Raw genomic sequence first — 19,457 nt, 5'->3', positions numbered from 1 at the left:
TCCCCACCTGGGAGGAGACCGCGCGCACCTTCTTCGCCACACTGCGGGAGATCTCATGACCGACACGCCTTCGCGCCAGGACCCGTCCGCCCGCGGACCCGCCCGCGGAACGGCCGGTGACGACCGCGGCACCGGCTGGAACACCGTGACCGCTCCGCCCGTCACCACCCTGCTGCTGCGCCACGGCGACACCCCGCTGTCGCCGGAGAAGCGGTTCAGCGGCGTGTCCGAGGTCGGGCTCAGCGAGGAGGGCGTGGCGCAGGCGCGGGCGGCGGCCCGCCGCCTGGCCGGGCGCGGCGGCATCTCGACGGTGCTGTCCTCGCCGCTGCGCCGCGCCCGGCAGACCGCCGAGATCGTCGCCGACGAGCTCGGGCGGCGCCCGGTGGTGGTGGACGACGACCTGCGGGAGACCGACTTCGGCGCGTGGGAGGGCCTGACCCTGGAGGAGGCCCGCGCCGCCTGGCCGGACGAGGTCGCCGCCTGGATGAACGACCCCGCCGTCGCGCCCCCGGGCGGGGAGAGCTTCACCGACACCCTGGCCCGGATGCAGCGGGTGCGCCGGCGGATCGTCGAACGCCCGCCCGCCGGCGCGGTCCTGCTGGTGACCCACGTCGGCGCGATCAAGACGCTGATCGTGATGGCGCTGCAGGCCCCGCTGGACAGCATGCACCGCATGTTCCTGGGCTCGGCCTGCCTGTCGGAGATCGACTGGTTCCGCGACGGGACGGCCGTCGTCCGCGCCTTCAACGACACCGCCCACCTGGACGCCCCCGCCCGCCGCCCGGCCCCCGCCGACGCCCCGGCGGTCGGCGCGTCCGCCGAGGACGCCGCGCGCTGACGCCCGCCGGGCCGACGTCTCCGAACGTCGCCCCATGAGCCCCGTCGGCGCGCAGGCGGGGGTCAGAGCGTCACGGGGAGCGAGGTCAGGCGCCAGGTGCCCGGGTCGGGGGCGCGCAGCGCGTCGGGGTCGTCGGCGGCCAAGGCCAGGTCGCGCCGCAGCAGGGCAGTCAGGGCGACGCCGGTCTGCACCCGCGCCAAGGACGCGCCCAGGCAGAAGTGCGGGCCGTGAGCGAAGCCGAGGTGCCCGGTCCCCCCGACTTCGCGTGACACGTCGAAGCGGTCGGGGCGGTCGAAGGCGCGCGGGTCGCGGTTGGCGGAGGCCACGGCGACGGTGACCGGCTCGCCCTCGCGGACCGCGACGCCGCACAAGTCGACGTCCTCGCGGGCGTACCGCGGGATCGTCAACAGGGTCGGGCCGCACCAGCGGATCAGCTCCTCCACGGCCCGCGGCATCAGCGCCGGGTTCTCCCGCAGCAGGGCCAGCTGGTCAGGCCGGCGCAGCAGGGCGTGGACCGCGTTGGCGATGAGGTTGGCGGGGGTCTGACCCGCCAGGACCAGGTGCCAGATGAGCGTCGCCATCTCGACGTCGCTGAGCCGGTCGCCGTCCTCGGCCTGGATGCGCAGCAGGTCGGAGACCAGGTCGTCGCCGGGCTCCGCGCGGCGCCGGGCCACCGCCCGCTTCGCGCCGTCCACGATGCCCGGGATCGCCTCGGCGAACCGCGGACCGGCCCCGGCCGCGACCGCCGCGCCGTACTCGCGCCAGCGCGGACGGTCCGCGTCGGGGACGCCGACCAGCTCGCAGATGACCTCCATCGGCAGCGGCCGGGCGAAGTGCGGGAGCAGGTCGACGACGCCGCCCGGCAGGCCGTCCAGCAGGCGGTCCACGATCGGCTCGATGCGATGCCGGAACGCGGCGGCGCGGCGGGCGGTGAACGCCGGGGCCACCAGCCTGCGCAGCCGCGTGTGCTCGGCCCCGTTCCGCTCGCTCATGGTGCGCATGTACGGCAGGCACTCCTCGGGGACGTCGGGCCGCAGGAAGCTGTCGGCGGTCAGCTCGAAGCGGGGGTCGCTCAGCATCGCGCGGGCGTCGGCGTGGCGCAGGACGGCCCAGGTCGGCGGCAGGCCGGGGATCGTCAGCCGTGCCCCAGGGGCGCGCTCGCGGGCGCGTCCGTAGGCGGCGAACGGGTCCCGGATCACTTCGGGGTCGGTGAGGTCCAGCTCGGGGACGGGGGACATGCGCGCTCCCTCTCAGATGTTCACATCAGATGATCTCATCATCTAAATGGCGACGGTATCTTGATCGGGGGTCGGCGGCAACCCGGGGAGGACGATGGAACGGCTCACCAGGGCGCAGACGCAGGAGCGCAACCGCGCCAGGGTGCTGGCCGCGGCCCGGGAGGAGTTCGCCGAGCACGGCTTCCGCGACGCCAAGATCGACGACATCGCCGCGCGCGCCGGGCTCACCCGCGGCGCGGTCTACTCCAACTTCCCCGGCAAGCGGGCCCTGTACTTCGCCGTCCTCGCCGAGGACGGCGAGCGCTCATCGGGGCCCTCGCTCTCAGAAGGGCCCGGCGCGGCGTCCGGCGCGCCGGAGGCGCTCGCCGCGTTCGCGCGCGCGTGGGCGGCGCGGCTGCCGCTGGCCACCGACGGGGCCTGGCTCGGCAGGGACCTGATGCCCGAGATCCTCGCCGACGAGCGCAGCCGGCAGGCGTTCGCGCAGCTGATGAAGCTGAACGCGATCCTGCTCGGCCTCGCCATGGAGCGGCTGCGACCGGGCGGGCCGCGGCTGGTGCGCGTCGCCGAGGCCGTGCTGACGACCCTGCAGGGCGCGAGCCAGATGTCGGCCGCCGCGCCCGGCTTCGTCGAGCCGTTCGACATCGTCGCCGTCTGCGAGCGCCTCGCCGACCTCACGCTGGACGACCGCTGGGCTCCGCCGCACCTGCCGTACGCGCCGCGTGCGCGCCCGGACGACACGCCCTGGTCGCCGCCGCCCGCGGTGGACGCCCTCCGCGGCGAGCCCGTCCGGTCGGAGGACGACGGCGTCGTCGCGATCCTCGGCCTGCACCGCCTGGAGGCCGCCGAGGAGGCCGTGCGGGCCGCGCCGAGCGGGGCCCGGGTGACGGCCGTGCTGGTCACCGGGGACCCCGGCGAGCTGGCGCCGCTGGCCAGGCTGGTCCTCGGCGAGGTGTGCGGCTGCCTGCGTCAGGCGTTTGCGAGGTCGGCGTGGCCGCACCTGGCGGTGGTGCACGATCCGTCGGGCGCCCTCGCCGCGGCGGCGGGCGTGGCCGCCGTCAGCGACGCGACCGAGGTCGCCGTCCGCATCCGCGGCGGCCGGATCGTCGCCCGCGCCGACGGCCACGGCGCCTGCCACGCCGCCGCGACGGCATGACGGCTCCGGCCCGCCGGCCGGTCAGAGCGGGTCCCACGGGATCGACTCGTAGAGGCCGACCAGCCGTTCGGCGATCTCGGGGTTCTGCGGGACGGTCCGGTCGTCGACCCGCCCCACCGGGGAGACGCCCCGCGAGTTGGTGACGAACACGGCGGCGAACGACGGCAGGTCGGCCAGGCGGACCGTGCGGCGGCGGGCGCCGAGCCCGGCGCGGTCGAGCAGCCGCATCGTGATCCCGGGCAGGGCGGGGGCGTCCGGCCAGACGAACGTGTCGCCGTCGTGGCACAGCACGTTGGCGATCCCGGCCTCGGACACGACGCCCTCGTGGTCGACCAGCAGGGCGTCGTCGAAGCCCTCGCGTTCGGCCGCCCGCCCGTAGTGGATCTGCGCGAACGTCCCCGTGTGCTTGATGTGGGGCACCGGCCGCAGGTAGACGACCGATCGCAGCTTCTGCGGCGTCCTGGCGGCCTCCTCCGGAGGCCGCACCGTGACCATGACCGAGACGTCGTCGGACTCGGCGCCGCGGAACACCGTGACGCGCACCGTCGCGTCCGCCGTGTCGCCGAGGGCGTGCCTGATGTGGTCGCGGACGCGCTCGCCGTCCAGTCCGGAGCCGAACAGCTCGCGATTCGCCGCGTCCAGCCGGGACAGGTGCAGGTCCAGGCCGCGGACGGCCCGGTCCCGCACCTGCATGACGGTCACATGGCCGTAGTTGACCAGGGCCGCCGGCAGGACCTCCGCGGCGCTCGGCGCATGCCCGTCGATCTCGGTTCGGGGAAGCACGTTCGCCACCGTAGCCGAGCGGGCCGCGCATCCCTCCCGGCATCTCGAGCACGCGGGCCCGCCGCGACGCCCTGAGGGATTGCGGACGTCGGTAAGACGGGTGAAAGGATCGGGCTGATGACGATCAGCAGGGAGTCGGCGTTCACGGCTCGCCGCGTGCCCGCGTGACGCCGCCGTCGGCCGCCGGTGCGGCGGTGCCGCCGTGCCGGACGCGTCGCCGCGCGACCGTCCGCCGACCCGTTTCGGAGGCGCCTGATGCGTTCCCCCTTGACCATTGCGGTCGCCCAGCCGGCGTGCACGCCCCGGGGCGTCGCGGCGAACGCGGCCGCCCACGCGGCCGCCGTCCGCGCCGCGCGGTCGCGCGTCGTGATCTTTCCGGAGATGTCCCTGACGGGATACGGGCTCGACGCCCCCGCCGTCACGGCGGACGATCCGCGCCTGCGTCCCTTGGTCGAGGCCTGCGCGGACACGGGTTCGCTCGCGCTGGCGGGCGCCCCTGTGGCCGCCGGGGCGGGGGAGGGGACGCACATCGCGACGCTGGCCGTCGACGGTGCCGGAGCGCGCGTCGCCTACCGCAAGATGTTCCTCGGCGGGGACGAACCCGACCGGTTCACCCCCGGACGCGAGCCCGTCGTGCTGGACGTCGACGGGTGGCGGCTCGGCCTGGCCATCTGCAAGGACACGGGAGTCCCACGCCACGCCGCCGCCACGGCCGCCCTGGGCATCGACGTGTACGCCGTGGGCGTCCTCGAGCACGCCCACGACACGCGCGTCATCGATGAGCGCATGCGCCGCGTCGCCGGCGACCACAAGGTGTTCGTCGCGGTGGCGAGCTTCGCCGGGGCGGCCGGCGGCGGGTACGCGCGGGGCGCCGGACGCTCCCGCATCTGCGCGCCGAGCGGTGACGTGATCGCCCAGGCGGGCGCCGAGCCCGGCGACCTGGCCAGCGCCACCCTCAAGTGACGGTGCCCGCCATGGACGGTGAAGTGAACTGCGAGGGGGGAACGGCGAGGTGGACGACGAGGCCGTGGTGCGGTCGCTGACACGGGTCGGCGCGCCGCCGCTGCTGCCGGAGCTGCGCCTGCATCTGGCCGACGAGCCGTTCGCCGCCTGGGAGGCCGTCGCCGGAGGCCGGGACGACGTGCCGCCGCCGTTCTGGGCGTTCCCGTGGGCCGGCGGGCAGGCGCTGGGACGGTACGTGCTCGACCATCCCGAGGCGGTCGCGGGACGGCGCGTCCTCGACCTGGCCAGCGGGTCCGGCATGGTCGCGATCTGCGCCGCGCTGGCCGGGGCGGGGCGGGTCACCGCCTGCGACGTCGATCCCCTGGCCGCGGCCGCCGTCCGCCTGAACGCCGCGCTGAACGGCGCGCGCGTCGACGTGCGACGCGAGGACGTCTTGGCGTCCCCCGGGCCCGTGGCGGCGGACGTGATCCTCGCCGGCGACGTCTGCTACGACCCTGACCTCGCCGAGGCCATGACCGCGTTCCTGCGCGCGCAGCGGCGGTTCGGCGTGGACGTCCTGGTCGGCGACCCGCACCGCCCCTACCTGCCGAAAGGCCTGACCGTCCTGGCCCGCTACGACGTGCCCGGCACCGGCCGCCTCGAGGAGCGCGCGGTCACCCCGGCGTCCGTGCTGTCCTTCTGAGGACGCCGAGTCCGGGCGCGGCGCACGCCGTCAGACGGCCCGCGCGGGCGGCGGGGGGTCGAGCAGGGACAGGCGCACCTCGCGCAGGCGCGCCGGGTCGCCGATGACGTCGATCGCGGCGACCCGGTCGCCGTCGATCGTCAGCTTCAGCGCCAGCAGCACCCGCCCGCGCGGCGCCACGACGAGCCCGGGGCGGCCGTCCACCAGGACGGGCCGCGCCAGCCGGGCGCGGGCGGTGTTGGCGGCCGTCTCCTCGGCGATGCGGCGGGCGCCCCGCACCCGCGCCTCGGGCGGCGCGGCCAGGTCGCTGCGCCGCACCGCGTCGGGCGCCAGCACCGCCAGCAGGGCGTCCAGGTCGCCCGAGCGGGACGCGGCGAGGAAGGCGTCCACCACGCGGCGCTGCCGGGCGAGGTCGGCGGCGGGCACGTCGGGACGCGCGTGGACGCGGTGCCGGGCGCGGCTGGCCAGCTTCTTGGCCGCGGCGGGCGACCGGCCGACGATCCGGGCGATCTCGTCGAACGGCACGGAGAACAGGTCGTGCAGCACGTAGGCGACCCGTTCGGCGGGGCCGAGCGCGTCCAGAACCGCCAGCAGGGCCAGCCCGACGGAGTCGGCCGTCACCGCCTCGTCCTCGGGGCTCGCCGCGCCGGCCTCGGCGGTCAGCGCCTCGAACGCGGCCGCGTCGACGAACTGCTCGCCGCGGCGGCGGCGCGAGCGCAGCATGTCCAGGCACACCCGGCCGACGATCGTGGTCAGCCAGGCCGTCATGTTGGCGACGCCCCCGGCGTCGGCGCGGCTGGCCCGCAGCCACGCCTCCTGCACGGCGTCGTCCGCCTCGTCCGCCGAGCCCAGCATGCGGAGCGCCACACCCCGCAGCTGCCCGCGGGAGCGGTCGAAATGCGCGGCCAGCGCCGCCTGAGAGTCCATCGGTCACCTTTCCTCGGCACGGGTCGTCGTCAAGGCGATGGACGGAAGCACACGAGACCCTGCGAGTCAGGGCGACCTCATGGACGGTGACGACATGCTATCTCTGCTGCACATCGACTCCGGCGCGCCGCACTCCGACGGCTCCGTCAGCAGGCGGCTGACCTCCCTGTTCGCCGAGGTCTGGCGGCGGGAGCACGCAGCCGCCGGATACCGGTACCGCGACCTGGTCGCCGACCCGGTGCCGCCGGTGGGCCCGCCGTACGTCGACCTCGGCCGGCGCGTGGAAAGGCGCGGGACCGTCCCGCTCGGCGAGGTGGAGGCGCTGGCCGCGAACGCGGCCGAACGGCGGGACTGGGCGCGGACCCTGCCGCTGATCGAGGAGCTGCACGCCGCGCACACCGTGCTGATCGGCGCCCCCATGTACAACTTCTCGGTGCCCGCCGCGCTCAAGGCGTGGATCGACCGGATCACCTTCCCCGGCGCCCACGTCGACCCGGACAGCGGGGAGCCCCTGCTGCGGCGCACCAGGGTCGTGGTCGTCACCGCGCGGGGAGGCGCCTACGGGCCGGGGAGCCCGCGCCACGGATGCGACTTCCAGGAGCCGTACCTGCGGGCGTACTTCCGCGAACACCTCGGCGTCCCCGAGGAGAACCAGTGGTACGTCCACGCGGAGATGACCTTGGCGGAGCATCTGCCGCATCTGGCGCGCTTCACGGAGATGGCGGCGCGCTCTCTGGCGGACGCGCGGGAGCGGATAGCCTCGCTGGCCGCCCGGGACGGCCGTCCGGTCGAGGCCCCGCAACCGTGATCACTGCCGTGATCGTCAAGGTCGTGCGGCGGGGCGTTGAACACGCGGCGGACCGCGCGCGTATTCAACGGTGTCGTGTGTTCGGCGTATTCATCACCGCGTTCATCACCGAACGGAGCTCTCTTCAGTCGTCTCCTTTCGGATGAGGGGGGCGGGCGGCCCGCACGGCTGGAAGCCGGGTGTCCTCTGCAAGGGGTGCCGCGCGGGCCGCCCGTTCAGGTCGAAGGTCTGGGACGTCGCCGAGGCTAGCCCCGACCGGGCCGCCGCACGGGCTCTTAAGGTTCGCTTAGTCCGGCGCTGAGGGCCGCCTAAGCGGCCGTCGCCGTTCGGATGCGACGCGGTCACTGCGCGTGACGCGGACGGGCGGCTCAAGAATTTCTCGGTCGCGTTGAACCCCCGCCGGGCGGGCGTGCGTACTGGCCGAACGGAGCCGGGTGCCCTTCCTCGAACGCTGACCAAGGAGGGAGCGCCGCATGCGTTTCGCACGGCGACCGCGAGCCTTTCTGAGCACTGTCGCTCTCACCGCCGGCGGGGGCGTGGTGCTGGCCACCCTGTCCGGCGCCGGCCCGGCGACGGCCGCGTCCCACTCCGCCGGCGCCCCCCGCGCGCTGTCCGTCAACTGCCCGGACGTGGCGTCCCGGCTGCCCGCCGTCCCCGCAAAGGCCAGGGCCGAGGTCGACCGCAACCTCATGCAGCTGAACATCCAGATCCAGGAGGCCAACAACCGGCTGGTCACCAGCGCGGGGGAGGGCGGTCCCGACTTCGCGCAGAACGCGGTGCTCGGGCCGCTGCGCGACAAGCGCCTCGCCACCATCAACCGGATCGCCACCGCCATCGGCCGGGTCGCCGAGCGCCCCGCCGGGCTGGACGCGCTCGCCGCCTGCACCCTCAACGGCGCTCCCAACGCCGGGGCCGGCCAGGGCGGCGGCACCGGCAACGGCATGGGCAACGGCGGCGAGCAGGGCAACGGCGAGCAGCAGCTGCGGCCCGTCGCGTCGGACTTCATCGACATCCGGCGGGTGCGGCCCAACGTCCGGCGGCCCAAGGTGAAGCGCGGCGGGTCGCGCGGCACGTTCACCTCGCGCTGCGGGCGCAACAAGAACGGCCACTACAACTCCGACAACTTCATCACCGCGCCCGGCGTCGTCAACGGCGCGCACCACACCCACGACTACGTGGGCAACAAGTCCACCGACGGGTTCTCCACCGACGAGAGCCTGGCCCGCGCGGGCACCACCTGCAAGGCGGGCGACAAGTCCACCTACTTCTGGCCGGTGCTCCGCCTGCGCAGCCCGAACGACCCGCCGCAGAACGACCAGAGCGCCGCCGACCTGAACGTGGGACGCATCCAGGTGCCCGCCTCGGTGAAGCTGGAGTTCCGCGGCAACCCCCGCGCGAAGGTCACCGCGATGCCCAGGTTCATGCGCGTGATCACCGGCGACGCCAAGGCCGCCACGAACGGCCCCGCCAACGCCAGGGCGGCCTGGACGTGCTCCGGCTTCACCGACCGGGTCGTCACCGACAAGTACCCGATCTGCCCGAAGGGCAGCCGGCTGACCCGCATCCTGGACTTCCCCAGCTGCTGGGACGGCCGCAACACCGACAGCGCCAACCACCGCACGCACGTGGTGTTCCCCAGGGCGAACGGCGCCTGCCCGCGCGGCACCCGCCCCGTGCCGCAGCTGCGCATGACGATCAGCTACAAGATCAACCTGACCAAGGCCCAGATCCGCAAGGGCCGCGTCTACGCGCTGGACAGCTTCCCCGAGCAGCTGCACAACCCGATCACCGACCACGGCGACTTCGTCAACGTGATGCCTCGGCAGCTGATGCGCTTCGCCGTGTTCTGCATCAACAGCGGCAAGCGCTGCTGAGCGGGCCGTTCTGATTCCCCCAGACGCCGCGCCCGGTCCGTGCCGCCGTCCCGGCGCGGACCGGGCGCGGCCCGCCGTTTCCAGGCCCGGGACGCTCCGACGGGAACGGAAACAATCAAGCACGCTTGATTCTTTGGATCACCGGTGACACCCTCCTTCCAGGGCTCAGGGAGGAGGCGAGCGGCAGTGGCCGACCCCGGACCGATCCTGGCGGACCTGGCCGCCGAAAGCCGGGAACTGGACGACCTGGTGGCGCGCGAAGACGTGGACTGGTCGACCCCGACGCCGGCGCCCGGCTGGACGATCGCGCACCAGATCGCCCACCTGGCCTGGACGGACGCCAAGGCGCTCATCGCGGCGCGCACCCCCGACGACTTCCCCGCCGAGCGCGAGCGCGCCATCGGAGCCGGCGACGATTACGTCGACCGGGGGGCGCGGGAAGGCGCCCGCAGGCCCCGCGGCGAGCTGCTCGCCGCCTGGCGGCGCGGCCGGGAGGAGCTGGCCGCGGCGCTCGCGGCCGTTCCGGAGGGGCGGCGGCTTCCCTGGTACGGGCCGCCGATGAGCGCGGCGTCCATGGCGACCGCGCGGCTGATGGAGACCTGGGCGCACGCGCAGGACGTGTTCGACGCGCTCGGCGTCGAGCACGCCCCCACCGCGCGGCTCCGCCACGTCGCCCACATCGGCGTGCGCACCCGCGACTTCTCCTTCCAAGTGCGCGGGCTGCGGCCGCCGGGCGAGGAGTTCCGGATCGAGCTGACCGGGCCGGACGGGGACGTCTGGACGTGGGGACCGCCGGACGCCCGGCAAAGCGTCGCGGGCGACGCGCTCGACTTCTGCCTCGTCGTCACGCAGCGGCGGCACCCCGCCGACACCGGCCTGACCGCCGTCGGCGCCGACGCGGCCCGCTGGCTGGAGATCGCGCAGGCGTTCGCCGGCCCGCCCGGCCGAGGCCGCCGCCCGGGGGAGGGCGCGTGATCAGGATCGGCAACGCCTCCGGCTTCTACGGCGACCGGTTCGCCGCCGTCCGGGAGATGCTCACCGGCGGGCCGCTGGACGTGCTCACCGGCGACTACCTGGCCGAGCTGACCATGCTGATCCTCGGCCGCGACCGGATGAAGGACCCCGCCCGCGGCTACGCCCGCACGTTCCTGCGCCAGTTGGAGGAGACGCTCGGCGAGGCCGTCGACCGGGGCGTCAAGATCGTCACGAACGCGGGCGGGCTGAATCCCGCCGGGCTGGCCGACCGGGTGCGGGAGCTGGCCGACCGGCTCGGCCTGGACGTCGCCGTCGCCCACGTCGAGGGCGACGACCTGCTGCCGCGCGCCGCCGAGCTGGGCCTCGGCCGGCCGCTGACCGCCAACGCCTACCTCGGCGCGTTCGGCATCGCCGAATGCCTGCGCGCGGGGGCCGACATCGTGGTGACCGGCCGGGTCACCGACGCCTCGCTGGTCGTCGGCCCGGCCGCGGCGCGCTTCGGCTGGGCTCGCGACGACTTCGACGAACTGGCCGGGGCGGTGGCCGCCGGGCACGTCATCGAGTGCGGCGCCCAGGCCACCGGCGGCAACTACGCGTTCTTCACCGAGCACGACGTGGCCGCGCCCGGCTTCCCGATCGCCGAGGTCCACGCCGACGGCAGCAGCGTCATCACCAAGCACGAGGGGACCGGCGGGGCCGTCACCGTCGGCACGGTCACCGCGCAGCTGCTGTACGAGATCGGCGGCGCCCGCTACCTCGGCCCCGACGTCACCGCGCGGTTCGACGCCCTGACCCTCGCCGACGACGGGCCCGACCGCGTCCGGATCAGCGGGGCGCGCGGCGAGCCCCCGCCGCCCCGGCTCAAGGTGTGCCTCAACCGCCTGGGCGGATACCGCAACGCCGTCACCTTCGTGCTCACCGGCCTGGACATCGAGGCCAAGGCCGCGCTCGTGCGCGACCAGATGGAACGCGCCCTCAAGGACCGCCCGCCCGCGCGGATCCGCTGGACGCTCGCCCGGACCGACCGCCCGGACGCCGCCACCGAGCAGGAGGCCAGCGCGCTGCTGCACTGCGAGGTCAAGGACGCCGACGCCGCCGTGGTCGGGCGCGCCTTCAGCGGCGCCGCGGTCGAGCTGGCGCTGGCCAGCTACCCGGGGTTCCACGTGACCGCGCCGCCGTCGGACGCCTCCCCGTACGGCGTCTACGAGGCGGCCTTCGTCGACGCGTCCGAGGTTCCGCACGTCGCGGTGCTGCCGGACGGCACCCGCGTCGACATCCCCCCGGCGCCGGTGACGCGCGAGCCGTCCGACGAGCCCGAACCGCCGCTGCCCGAGCCGCCGCCGTCCGGGCAGCCCACGCGGCGCGTCCCGCTGGGCGCCCTGTTCGGCGCCCGCAGCGGCGACAAGGGCGGCGACGCCAACCTCGGCGTGTGGGCGCGGTCGGACGACGCCTGGCGCTGGCTGGCGCACACGCTGACCGTCGCGAAGCTGCGCAGCCTGCTGCCGGAGACCGCCGACCTGCCCGTCCGCCGCCACGTGCTGCCCAACCTGCGGGCCCTCAACTTCGTGATAGAGGGCCTGCTGGGCGAGGGCGTGGCGGCGCAGGCCCGCTTCGACCCGCAGGCCAAGGCGCTCGGCGAGTGGCTGCGCGCCCGCCACGTGGACGTCCCGGTCGGCCTCCTGGCCTGACCCGGCGGGGCGTTCCGCGCCCCGCCGCCGTCACCAGCCGCGTTCGCGCCACTCGGGCAGCGACGGGCGTTCCCGGCCGAGCGTGGAGTCCTTGCCGTGGCCAGGGTAGAACCAGGTGTCGTCGGGCAGCCGGTCGAACACGCGCTCCTCCACGTCCGACAGCAGCTGCCGGAAGCGCACCGGGTCGCCCCAGGTGTTGCCCACCCCGCCGGGGAAGAGGCTGTCGCCGGTGAACAGGTGCGGACTGTCGGCGAGCTCGCCGCCCGCGTCGTACAGCAGCGCGATGGAGCCGGGCGTGTGGCCGCGCAGGTGGATGACCTCCAGCGTCGCCTTGCCCACGCGCACGGTGTCGCCGTGCTCGACCGGTTCGGCCACCGGCTCGGGCAGCGCCTCGGCGTCGAGGGGATGGGCCACCACGGGCGCGCCGGTGGCCTGGACGACCTCGCTGAGCGCCATCCAGTGGTCCTGGTGGCGGTGCGTGGTGACGATCCGGCCCAGCGGCCCGTCGCCGATCAGCTCCAGCAGGCGGGGGGCCTCGTTGGCCGCGTCGATGAGCAGCTGGTCGCCGGTGGCGGTGCAGCGCAGCACGTAGGCGTTGTTGTCGTACGGCCCGACCGCCACCTTGGTGATCGTCAGGCCCGGCAGCTCCCGCACGTCCGGCTCGCCGCCGACCTCGACGTTGCCCGTGTAGCTCATGTGCCGTCCTTCCGTCTCCTCCGGCCGGGGCGCGGGGACCGGCCGGACGACCATCTTCCCGCATCGGCGGGTCCGCCCGTGCGCGCGGCCGGATTGAGTCGCCGGACTCAACCGAACCGTGCCGTACCGGACGGACTTCCCGCCTGGGCCGTATCACCATCGTCCGTAGACGGCCGGAGACGGCCGGGCGGGGGAACGACCCGGGAGGACGGTGACGCGGTGGTGACGAGACCCCTCTTCGGACGCGGCGCGGTGCCGCCCGCAGGCCCGCCGGGGGACGGGGCCGAGCGGCCGGAGGACGTCCTCGGACAGGCCGGGGTCCTGCTGCGGGCGTGCGGGCAGGACGCCGCCGTCGCCGCGATCGTCCTGATCCTCGTGCTGGTCGGGGCGGCGACCCAGCTGGCCCACGGGGGCGGCCGGCTCGGCGCCCTCCAGCTGGCGCTGCTGGCGCCGGTCGCGGCGGCGTCCGCCGGGTCGGCCGCGCTGGCCGTCCGGTCGCGCCTGGTGCTGGTCGCCGCGCTCGGCACGGCGCGGGGCCGCACGGGCGCGCCGCTCGACCCGGGCGTGCCGTGGACGCCGTTCGCGTCCGGATCGGCGCTCGATCGGCGGGCGCGGGACGAGGAGCTGCGAAGGCTGCTGGCCGCGGCGTACCGCTGCTGCGACCTGGCCTGGCGGGCGGTGGTGTGGGCCGCGGCGGCCGCCGTGCTGTTCGTGTGCTGGACCCTGGCCGTGGCCGCGACGACCGCGGGCGGGTGAGCGTTGATCGACCACGACGTGCGGCCCGGCAGCTTCTGGGAGCTGCTGTCGGCGACCGACCGGCAGGCGCTGCGGGCGATGGGGCGGCGCACCGACATCCCGCCCGGCGGCATGCTGCTGCACCAGGGGGTGGCGGCCGCGGCCGTCTACGTCGTGTTCAAGGCCGGCGCCCGCACCACCGGCAACATCGTCGCCAAGGAGTTCGTCGACTCCGGCGACGGCGACGAGTCGGTCATCGATCTGTTCGGGTCGGGCGACGTGGTGGGCGCGCTGGCGCCGTGGGGGCATCCGCAGCGCGGGTCGGTGGCCGCGCTGGACCACGTCACCGCGCTGCGCGTGGACCGCGGCGCGTTCGCCGGACTCCTGGCCGCCAACCCCCGCGTGACCGAGGCGATGATGCACGCGATCGCGCGCGGCGCCGCCTTCGAGGGGCGGCGGCAGGCGGTGCGCGGGGCCGGGCACCCGCAGCGCTTGGCCTACCACCTGCTGGAACTGGCGCACCGCTTCGGGGAGCGCACCGCGCGCGGGATCGAGGTGCCCGCGAGGCTCAGCCAGGCGGAGCTGGCGAACTGGGCGGGCATCTCCCGCGAGACCCTGGTGCGGTGCTTCCGGCGGTGGCGCGCCAAGGGCGTCCTGGGCGGCCGCAGCCGCCCCCTGGTCATCCTGGACGCCGAGGCGCTGCGCCGCGCCGCGGGGGCGTGGGGCGACGAGTGGCCCGACCCGTCGCCGGACGGCGCCGCCGGGGCGGCGGGGGAGGCCGTCCCCTCGGCCGCCGGCGGCGGGTCGGCGCCGGGCGCGGCATCGGAGGGACGCGCACCCGGCGCGGTGATCGCCGTCCGCGCGCCCGTGCCGTTGGAGCGCCCCGCCGCGGGGGCGCCCGCCTCGAGGCTGCCGGCCGACAACCCGTACTTCACCGGACGCGCCGTCAGCCTCGGCAAGCTGGACCTGCTGGTGTCCCAGGCCGAGACGCCCCGCGCCGTGGTCATCCAGGGCATGGCGGGCGTCGGCAAGACGACCCTGGCGCTGCACTGGGCGCACCGGGTGGCCGACCGCTTCCCCGACGGCGTCGTCTTCACCGACCTGCGCGGCACGACCCGCGCGCCGGTCACCGCCGCGGAGGCCATGGGGCAGGTGCTGCGCGGCCTCGGCGTGCCCGGCGACCGGCTGTCGCGCGGCGAGTCCGAGCTGGCCGCGCAGTGCCGGTCGCTGCTGGCCGGGCGGCGCGTCCTGCTGATCCTGGACGACGCCGCCGGGCCCGAGCAGATCCGTCCGCTGCTGGCCGCCATGGACGCCGGACTGGCGGTGGTGACCACGCAGCGGCGGCTGCCCGTCCTGCTGGAAGGCGCCGACATCCGCACGCTCGAGCTGCGGGAGATGACGCCGGACGAGGCCCTGGACCTGTTCGCCGCGGTGCTCGGCCCCGGCGACCGCCGGGTGCGGGACGCGCGCGACGCCGCCCTGCGGCTCGCCCGCGAGTGCGGCTTCCTGCCGCTGGCCCTCGGCATCATGGCGGGGCGGCTGGCCGACAACCCCGGCGAGCCGATCGACGTGACGCTGCGCCAGCTCGCCGACCCCGACGGCGCGGCCTCCGGAGGCTACGGCGGGCTGCGGCCGCCCGGCGTCCACGGCGGCGGCGTCCCGCAGCGTCTGAACGGCGTGCTCAGCCCCACCTTCGAGGTCGCCTACCGCGGGCTGCGCCGCGACCAGCGCGCCGCGTTCCGCAGGCTCGGGCTGCTCGTCGGGCCGGACTTCACCCCGCGCGTCCTGGCCGCGCTGCTCGACCGGCCGGAGGACGAGGCGCGCGAATGCCTCGAAGGGCTGCGGCAGGCGTACCTCGTGCACGACGTCGCCCCGGGCCGCTACCGCATGCACGACCTGCTGCGCGACTTCGCCCGCGAACGCGGCCTCATCGAGGACGCCGACAGCGATCGTCTGGCCGCGCAGCGCCGGATGCTGGCCCGATACCTCGCCGACGCGCGGAACGCGGGACGGGCGCTGAGGCGGCACCGCCGCCCCACCCTGGACGCCCACGAGGACACGGCCGCGGACGCGCCCGGCGCGAACGACGCGACCAGCGCGGCCGAGCGCACGACGAGCCTGGCGTGGTTCGAGGCGGAGCGGCGCAACCTGGTCGCGGCCGTGGAACAGGCCGCCCGGCTGGGGCTGCACCGCACCTGCTGGGAGCTGGCGGACGCGCTGTTCGACTTCCAGAACTTCCGCCGCTACACCGAGGACACCATCGCCGTCCAGCAGGCCGGCCTGCACGCCGCGCGCACCGAGGAGGACTGGGCGGCCGCCGCGGTCATGCTGCACAACCTGGCCGTGGCGCACGCGGTGGTGGGACGGTCCGTGCAGGCCATCGGATACGCCGAGGACGCGCGGCGCGGCTTCCGGTCGCTTGACCCGCCGAACCGGTTCGGCGAGGCGGCCGCGCTGGCGGTCCTCGCCGACGTGCACACCACCCTCGGCCGCTACCCGACGGCGATCGAGCACGCGCGGCGCGCCCTGGGCATCCACCGGGAGCTGGGCGACCGCGGCGGCGTCGCCGACGCGGAGGAGATCCTCGCCCGCGCCCACCTGGGCCTGGCCGCCGACGACGCCGCGCTGGAGCACGCGGACCGCGCCCTGCGCATCCGCCGGCGGATCGGCGACATGCCCGGCGTCGCCGAGGCCCTGCTCACCCTCGCCCGGGTGCACCGCCGCAAGGGCGCCGTCCACGCCGCCGTGTCGCGCGCCCTGGAAGCCCTCTCCATCCGGCAGGAGCAGGCGGACCGGTTCGGAGCCGCGCAGGCGCTCACCGAGCTGGCCCGCATGTACAACGCGCTGGGCCTGCGCGACCTGGCGCTGCGGGACGGCCGGAAAGCGCTCGACACCTACCGCGCCCTGGGCGTTCGGCACGGGGAGGCCCGTGCGCTCGCCACCCTCGGCATGCTGATGTGCGACGCGGCCCGCTTCGCGGAGGCGTTCAGCTACTGCGGGGAGGCGCTGCGGCTGCACCGCGGGGTCGGCGACCGGCACGGCGAGGCCGAGGCGCTCGCCCAGATCGGGATCGTGTGCGGGCGTCTGGGCCGCTACCCCGAGGCGCGCGAACAGCTGCTGCGCGCCCTGGAGATCCGCCGGGAGATCGGCGACCTGCACGGCGAGGCGCACGACCTGGAGCACCTGTCGCTGGTGCTGCGCCGTCTGGACCGCCACCAGGAGGCCTTCGTCTTCGGACTGGAGGCCCTGGACCTGTGGCACCGGCTGGGCGCGCGCGGCGGGCTGGCCACCACGTTGGGCAGCCTCGCCCGCACGTACCTGCAGCTGGGCCTGCACGAGCAGGCCGAGCGGGCCGCCCGGCAGGCGCTGGAGATCCGCCGCGAGATCGACGACCGGTACGGCATGGGCGTCGGCCTGGACACCTACGCCATGGTGCTGCTGCGCAGCGGCCGCGCCGGCGAGGCCCTCGAGGTGGAGAGGGAGGCGCTGCGCGTCCTCGGCGACGTCGGCGACCGCCACAGCGAGGGCACGGCCCTGGTGAACCTCGCGTCCATCTACCTCGAGCTGGACAGGGCCGCGGAGGCGCTGGAGGCGGGGCGGCGGGCCTTCGACACCGCCGCCGAGCTCGGCGACACCAGGGGCCAGGCGCACTCGCTGCACACCATGGGGCGGGCCTGCCAGCGCCTCCGCCGGCACGCGCGCGCCGTGGCGCACTTCGACGCGGAGATCGCCATCCGCCGCGAGATGGGCGACCTGCGCGGCCAGCGCGCCGCGCTGGACCGGCGGCGCGCGTCCCATCTGGCCCTGGGCGACCACGCGGCCGCCGCCGACTGCGCGCGCCGCGTCCAGGCCATCGACCAGTGGCTGCGGTCGGACCGTGCGGACGACCAGGACCCGGCCCCGGGGAACTGAGCCGCCGCGGCTCCGGGGCCGGACCCCAGCCGTGACCGCGCAGTCCGAGCCGCCGCATCCGGATGACGCGGCCGCGGACGCCGTCACCTGTGTCGTGCTACGCGGTGCACCGGCGCATCGCCGGGTTTCACTGGAATGGGGAACGTGCGCTTCCGCCTGGCCGGGAGCGGAGAGGAGGCGACATGACCACCACCCCGCGCGTCGCCACGTTCTGGGACCTCCTGACGGAACGCGCCCGAGAGGCGCTGCGCGCGGCCGCCACCACGACTCTGATCAGACCGGGCGCCTTCCTGATGCGCGAGCACACCCGCAGCGCCCAGGTGTACGTGCTGCGCCGGGGCGCCGTGAAAGTGTGGGTGGACCGCTTCGGCGAGATCGCGATCCTGGACGTGCTGGGCCCCGGCGACGTGGTCGGGGAGCTGGAGGCGGTGGACGGCGGCGTCCGGCACGCCAACGTGGAGACCCTCACCCCGGTCGAGGCGCTCGTCCTGCCCGCGGCGCGGTTCCGGGCCGTCCTGGACGCCCATCCGGGCGCCGCGTGGGCGGTGGCCGCGGTGCTGGCCGAGCGGCTGCGGGACGCCAACGAGCTGCGCGTCGCGCACTTCCCCGACCGCGCCGAGCGCCGCCTGGCCGGCCGCCTGCTGCGGCTGACGGCGCGGTTCGGCCGTCCCGGACCCGACGGCGGCTACGAGATCAGCGTGCCCGTCCCCCAGCAGGACCTCGGCCGCTGGGCGGGCATGGGCCGCCGCAAGGTCGCCCGGATCCTGGCGGGCGAGCGGGTGCGCGGCGGCCTCGACGTCGCCCGCAGCGCGATCACCATTCGGTCCCTGGACGTCCTGCGCCGCCTGGCCGACGATCCCGACCTCGCCGACGATCGCTGATCCCGCCGCCGCGGGGGCGGCCAGGATGCCCCGGCGCCCTGGGGGAAGAATGGCGATCATGACGCATCCGATCTGTGTCACCTGCGGCGTCCAATACGGAGAGCCGCGCGAGGATTGCCCCATCTGCCTGGACGAACGGCAGTACGTCGGGTGGGACGGCCAGCGGTGGACCACCCTCGAGGAGCTGCGCGCCGCCGGGCACCGCGGCGAGGTCGCGCAGGAGGGGGAGGACGTCTTCGGCGTGGGCGCCGCGCCGCCCACCTCCATCGGCCAGCGCGCCCTGCTCGTCCGGACGCCCTCCGGCAACGTGCTGTGGGACATGATCACCTACATCGACGACGACGTCGTCCGCCAGGTGCGGGAGCTGGGCGGGGTCTCGGCGATCGCGATCAGCCATCCGCACTTCTACGGCTCGATGATCGAGTGGGCGCACGCCTTCGACGCCCCCGTCTACATCCACGAGGCCGACCGGCAGTGGGTGGCGCGTCCCGACGACGCGGTGCGGTTCTGGTCGGGCGACACCCTGGAGATCGCCGACGGCCTCACCCTGATCAACGCGGGCGTGCACTTCGCCGGCGGCCAGGTGCTGCACTGGCGCGACGCCGAGGACGGGGAGGGAGCCCTGTTCACCGGGGACATCCTGCATGTCGTCCAGGACCGCCGCTGGGTCAGCTTCATGTGGTCCTACCCCAACCTCATCCCCGAGCGGCCGAGGACGATCCGCAGGGCGTTGCGGCTGCTGGAGCCCTACCACTTCCGCCGCGTGTACGGGGGCTGGTGGAAGCGCATCGTCTCCACCGACGGCAAGGCGGCCGTCCAGCGGTCCTTCGACCGCTACGTGGACTTCGCCCTGGACGACGGCTGACCGGGCGGCCGGCCGGAGAGGGCCTCGGCGATGGCGGCCGTGTTCTGGTACTCGCGCCAATGCGCGATGCGCCCGTCGCGGGCGCGCAGCACGACGACGAAGGGGGCGACGAGCGTCGGGCCGCCGGGGCCCGCCGCCGCGGCCAGCGCGTACTCGACGACGATCACCTCCGGGTCGGCGGTCTCGTGGACGACGACGTCGCGGAACTTCTCGAACCGCACGTCCAGGGACCTCCGCCCTGCCGCGACGAAGCGCATCACCGCGTCCCGGCCCTCGACGCGGCCGGGCGCGCCTTTCGGCGAGAAGGGCGTCTCCAGGACGATGTCCTCCGCGCACATGTCCTCGGTGAACGCGACGCCGCCCTCCAGGACGTTGCGTTGGAAGCGGGCGAACAGCTCGCGGGGCGTGGGGACGCTCTGCCGAGGCATCGGAAGTCCCT

The 19,457-nt window shown here is 75.5% G+C and carries 17 protein-coding genes; 12 read left to right on the top strand and 5 right to left on the bottom strand.

What is annotated here, in order from left to right:
- The first annotated feature begins 55 nt into the window (after positions 1–55).
- On the top strand, positions 56–838 hold the full coding sequence (locus AR3_RS03895; protein ID WP_083950906.1) for a histidine phosphatase family protein: 783 nt from the start codon (positions 56–58) through the stop codon (positions 836–838).
- A 62-nt stretch (positions 839–900) separates the two neighbouring features.
- Here the strand turns inward: AR3_RS03895 and AR3_RS03890 are convergent, their stop codons facing one another.
- Positions 901–2,076, bottom strand: a complete 1,176-nt coding sequence (locus AR3_RS03890; protein WP_067908446.1) for a cytochrome P450 — start codon at positions 2,074–2,076, stop codon at positions 901–903.
- A 94-nt stretch (positions 2,077–2,170) separates the two neighbouring features.
- On the opposite strand from AR3_RS03890, the gene AR3_RS03885 reads away from it, so the two are divergent.
- Positions 2,171–3,229 carry a TetR/AcrR family transcriptional regulator gene (locus AR3_RS03885; protein ID WP_067908443.1) on the top strand — a complete coding sequence of 353 codons (1,059 nt, stop codon included), beginning with the start codon at positions 2,171–2,173 and terminating at the stop codon, positions 3,227–3,229.
- 21 nt (positions 3,230–3,250) lie between these two features.
- On the opposite strand, the gene AR3_RS03880 is transcribed toward AR3_RS03885, so the two are convergent.
- Positions 3,251–4,012 carry an aminotransferase class IV gene (locus AR3_RS03880; RefSeq protein WP_106258699.1) on the bottom strand — a complete coding sequence of 254 codons (762 nt, stop codon included), beginning with the start codon at positions 4,010–4,012 and terminating at the stop codon, positions 3,251–3,253.
- Positions 4,013–4,267: 255 nt separating this feature from the next.
- On the opposite strand from AR3_RS03880, the gene AR3_RS03875 reads away from it, so the two are divergent.
- Positions 4,268–4,975, top strand: a complete 708-nt coding sequence (locus tag AR3_RS03875) for a carbon-nitrogen hydrolase family protein (RefSeq protein WP_067908437.1) — start codon at positions 4,268–4,270, stop codon at positions 4,973–4,975.
- A 49-nt stretch (positions 4,976–5,024) separates the two neighbouring features.
- The gene (locus tag AR3_RS03870; protein ID WP_106258667.1) at positions 5,025–5,657 is read left to right on the top strand and encodes a class I SAM-dependent methyltransferase; all 633 of its coding nucleotides are present in this window, start codon (positions 5,025–5,027) and stop codon (positions 5,655–5,657) included.
- 30 nt (positions 5,658–5,687) lie between these two features.
- On the opposite strand, the gene AR3_RS03865 is transcribed toward AR3_RS03870, so the two are convergent.
- Positions 5,688–6,584 carry a sigma-70 family RNA polymerase sigma factor gene (locus AR3_RS03865; protein ID WP_067908430.1) on the bottom strand — a complete coding sequence of 299 codons (897 nt, stop codon included), beginning with the start codon at positions 6,582–6,584 and terminating at the stop codon, positions 5,688–5,690.
- 94 nt (positions 6,585–6,678) lie between these two features.
- Here AR3_RS03865 and AR3_RS03860 point away from each other — a divergent pair, with 94 nt between their 5' ends.
- The 4 genes from AR3_RS03860 to AR3_RS03845 all read left to right on the top strand — a co-directional run bounded on the left by AR3_RS03860 (position 6,679) and on the right by AR3_RS03845 (position 11,929).
- Positions 6,679–7,392 (top strand): FMN-dependent NADH-azoreductase, encoded by a 714-nt coding sequence (locus tag AR3_RS03860; RefSeq protein ID WP_067908497.1) that lies wholly within the window; start codon positions 6,679–6,681, stop codon positions 7,390–7,392.
- Positions 7,393–7,865: 473 nt separating this feature from the next.
- Positions 7,866–9,266 carry a DUF1996 domain-containing protein gene (locus AR3_RS03855; protein WP_067908428.1) on the top strand — a complete coding sequence of 467 codons (1,401 nt, stop codon included), beginning with the start codon at positions 7,866–7,868 and terminating at the stop codon, positions 9,264–9,266.
- A 186-nt stretch (positions 9,267–9,452) separates the two neighbouring features.
- A complete protein-coding gene (locus AR3_RS03850; RefSeq protein ID WP_067908425.1) occupies positions 9,453–10,241 on the top strand; it encodes a TIGR03084 family metal-binding protein in 789 nt (262 codons plus the stop codon).
- 56 nt (positions 10,242–10,297) lie between these two features.
- Positions 10,298–11,929: an acyclic terpene utilization AtuA family protein gene (locus AR3_RS03845; RefSeq protein WP_245637851.1), complete on the top strand. Its 1,632-nt coding sequence runs from the start codon at positions 10,298–10,300 to the stop codon at positions 11,927–11,929.
- Between the two features lie 30 nt (positions 11,930–11,959).
- Here the strand turns inward: AR3_RS03845 and AR3_RS03840 are convergent, their stop codons facing one another.
- A complete protein-coding gene (locus AR3_RS03840; RefSeq protein ID WP_067908494.1) occupies positions 11,960–12,625 on the bottom strand; it encodes an MBL fold metallo-hydrolase in 666 nt (221 codons plus the stop codon).
- 222 nt (positions 12,626–12,847) lie between these two features.
- On the opposite strand from AR3_RS03840, the gene AR3_RS03835 reads away from it, so the two are divergent.
- The 4 genes from AR3_RS03835 (at position 12,848) to AR3_RS03820 (ending at position 19,018) form a co-directional block, all read left to right on the top strand.
- The gene (locus tag AR3_RS03835; RefSeq protein ID WP_146150262.1) at positions 12,848–13,381 is read left to right on the top strand and encodes a hypothetical protein; all 534 of its coding nucleotides are present in this window, start codon (positions 12,848–12,850) and stop codon (positions 13,379–13,381) included.
- A gap of 3 nt (positions 13,382–13,384) precedes the next feature.
- Positions 13,385–17,272 carry a tetratricopeptide repeat protein gene (locus tag AR3_RS03830; RefSeq protein ID WP_067908415.1) on the top strand — a complete coding sequence of 1,296 codons (3,888 nt, stop codon included), beginning with the start codon at positions 13,385–13,387 and terminating at the stop codon, positions 17,270–17,272.
- A gap of 182 nt (positions 17,273–17,454) precedes the next feature.
- Positions 17,455–18,153 carry a Crp/Fnr family transcriptional regulator gene (locus AR3_RS03825; RefSeq protein ID WP_067908413.1) on the top strand — a complete coding sequence of 233 codons (699 nt, stop codon included), beginning with the start codon at positions 17,455–17,457 and terminating at the stop codon, positions 18,151–18,153.
- A gap of 58 nt (positions 18,154–18,211) precedes the next feature.
- Positions 18,212–19,018, top strand: a complete 807-nt coding sequence (locus AR3_RS03820; protein WP_217998433.1) for an MBL fold metallo-hydrolase — start codon at positions 18,212–18,214, stop codon at positions 19,016–19,018.
- On the opposite strand, the gene AR3_RS03815 is transcribed toward AR3_RS03820, so the two are convergent.
- Positions 18,988–19,446, bottom strand: a complete 459-nt coding sequence (locus AR3_RS03815; RefSeq protein ID WP_067908405.1) for a nuclear transport factor 2 family protein — start codon at positions 19,444–19,446, stop codon at positions 18,988–18,990. The two genes, AR3_RS03820 and AR3_RS03815, sit on opposite strands and share 31 nt — an antisense overlap.
- Positions 19,447–19,457: the final 11 nt, after the last annotated feature.

The organism is Actinomadura rubrobrunea NBRC 15275, assembly GCF_001552235.1.
Lineage (GTDB): Bacteria > Actinomycetota > Actinomycetes > Streptosporangiales > Streptosporangiaceae > Spirillospora > Spirillospora viridilutea.
Note: the sequence above shows the minus strand (reverse complement) of the source record. Positions and strands in the feature narration are given on the sequence as shown.

Bases quoted from the DNA above. Each gene is read 5' to 3' on its own strand.
- AR3_RS03895 (WP_083950906.1), top strand. From the start codon at position 56: ATGACCGACACGCCTTCGCGCCAGGACCCGTCCGCCCGCGGACCCGCC.
- AR3_RS03890 (WP_067908446.1), bottom strand. From the start codon at position 2,076: ATGTCCCCCGTCCCCGAGCTGGACCTCACCGACCCCGAAGTGATCCGG.
- AR3_RS03885 (WP_067908443.1), top strand. From the start codon at position 2,171: ATGGAACGGCTCACCAGGGCGCAGACGCAGGAGCGCAACCGCGCCAGG.
- AR3_RS03875 (WP_067908437.1), top strand. From the start codon at position 4,268: ATGCGTTCCCCCTTGACCATTGCGGTCGCCCAGCCGGCGTGCACGCCC.
- AR3_RS03865 (WP_067908430.1), bottom strand. From the start codon at position 6,584: ATGGACTCTCAGGCGGCGCTGGCCGCGCATTTCGACCGCTCCCGCGGG.
- AR3_RS03860 (WP_067908497.1), top strand. From the start codon at position 6,679: ATGCTATCTCTGCTGCACATCGACTCCGGCGCGCCGCACTCCGACGGC.
- AR3_RS03855 (WP_067908428.1), top strand. From the start codon at position 7,866: ATGCGTTTCGCACGGCGACCGCGAGCCTTTCTGAGCACTGTCGCTCTC.
- AR3_RS03845 (WP_245637851.1), top strand. From the start codon at position 10,298: ATGCTCACCGGCGGGCCGCTGGACGTGCTCACCGGCGACTACCTGGCC.
- AR3_RS03840 (WP_067908494.1), bottom strand. From the start codon at position 12,625: ATGAGCTACACGGGCAACGTCGAGGTCGGCGGCGAGCCGGACGTGCGG.
- AR3_RS03825 (WP_067908413.1), top strand. From the start codon at position 17,455: ATGACCACCACCCCGCGCGTCGCCACGTTCTGGGACCTCCTGACGGAA.
- AR3_RS03820 (WP_217998433.1), top strand. From the start codon at position 18,212: ATGACGCATCCGATCTGTGTCACCTGCGGCGTCCAATACGGAGAGCCG.
- AR3_RS03815 (WP_067908405.1), bottom strand. From the start codon at position 19,446: ATGCCTCGGCAGAGCGTCCCCACGCCCCGCGAGCTGTTCGCCCGCTTC.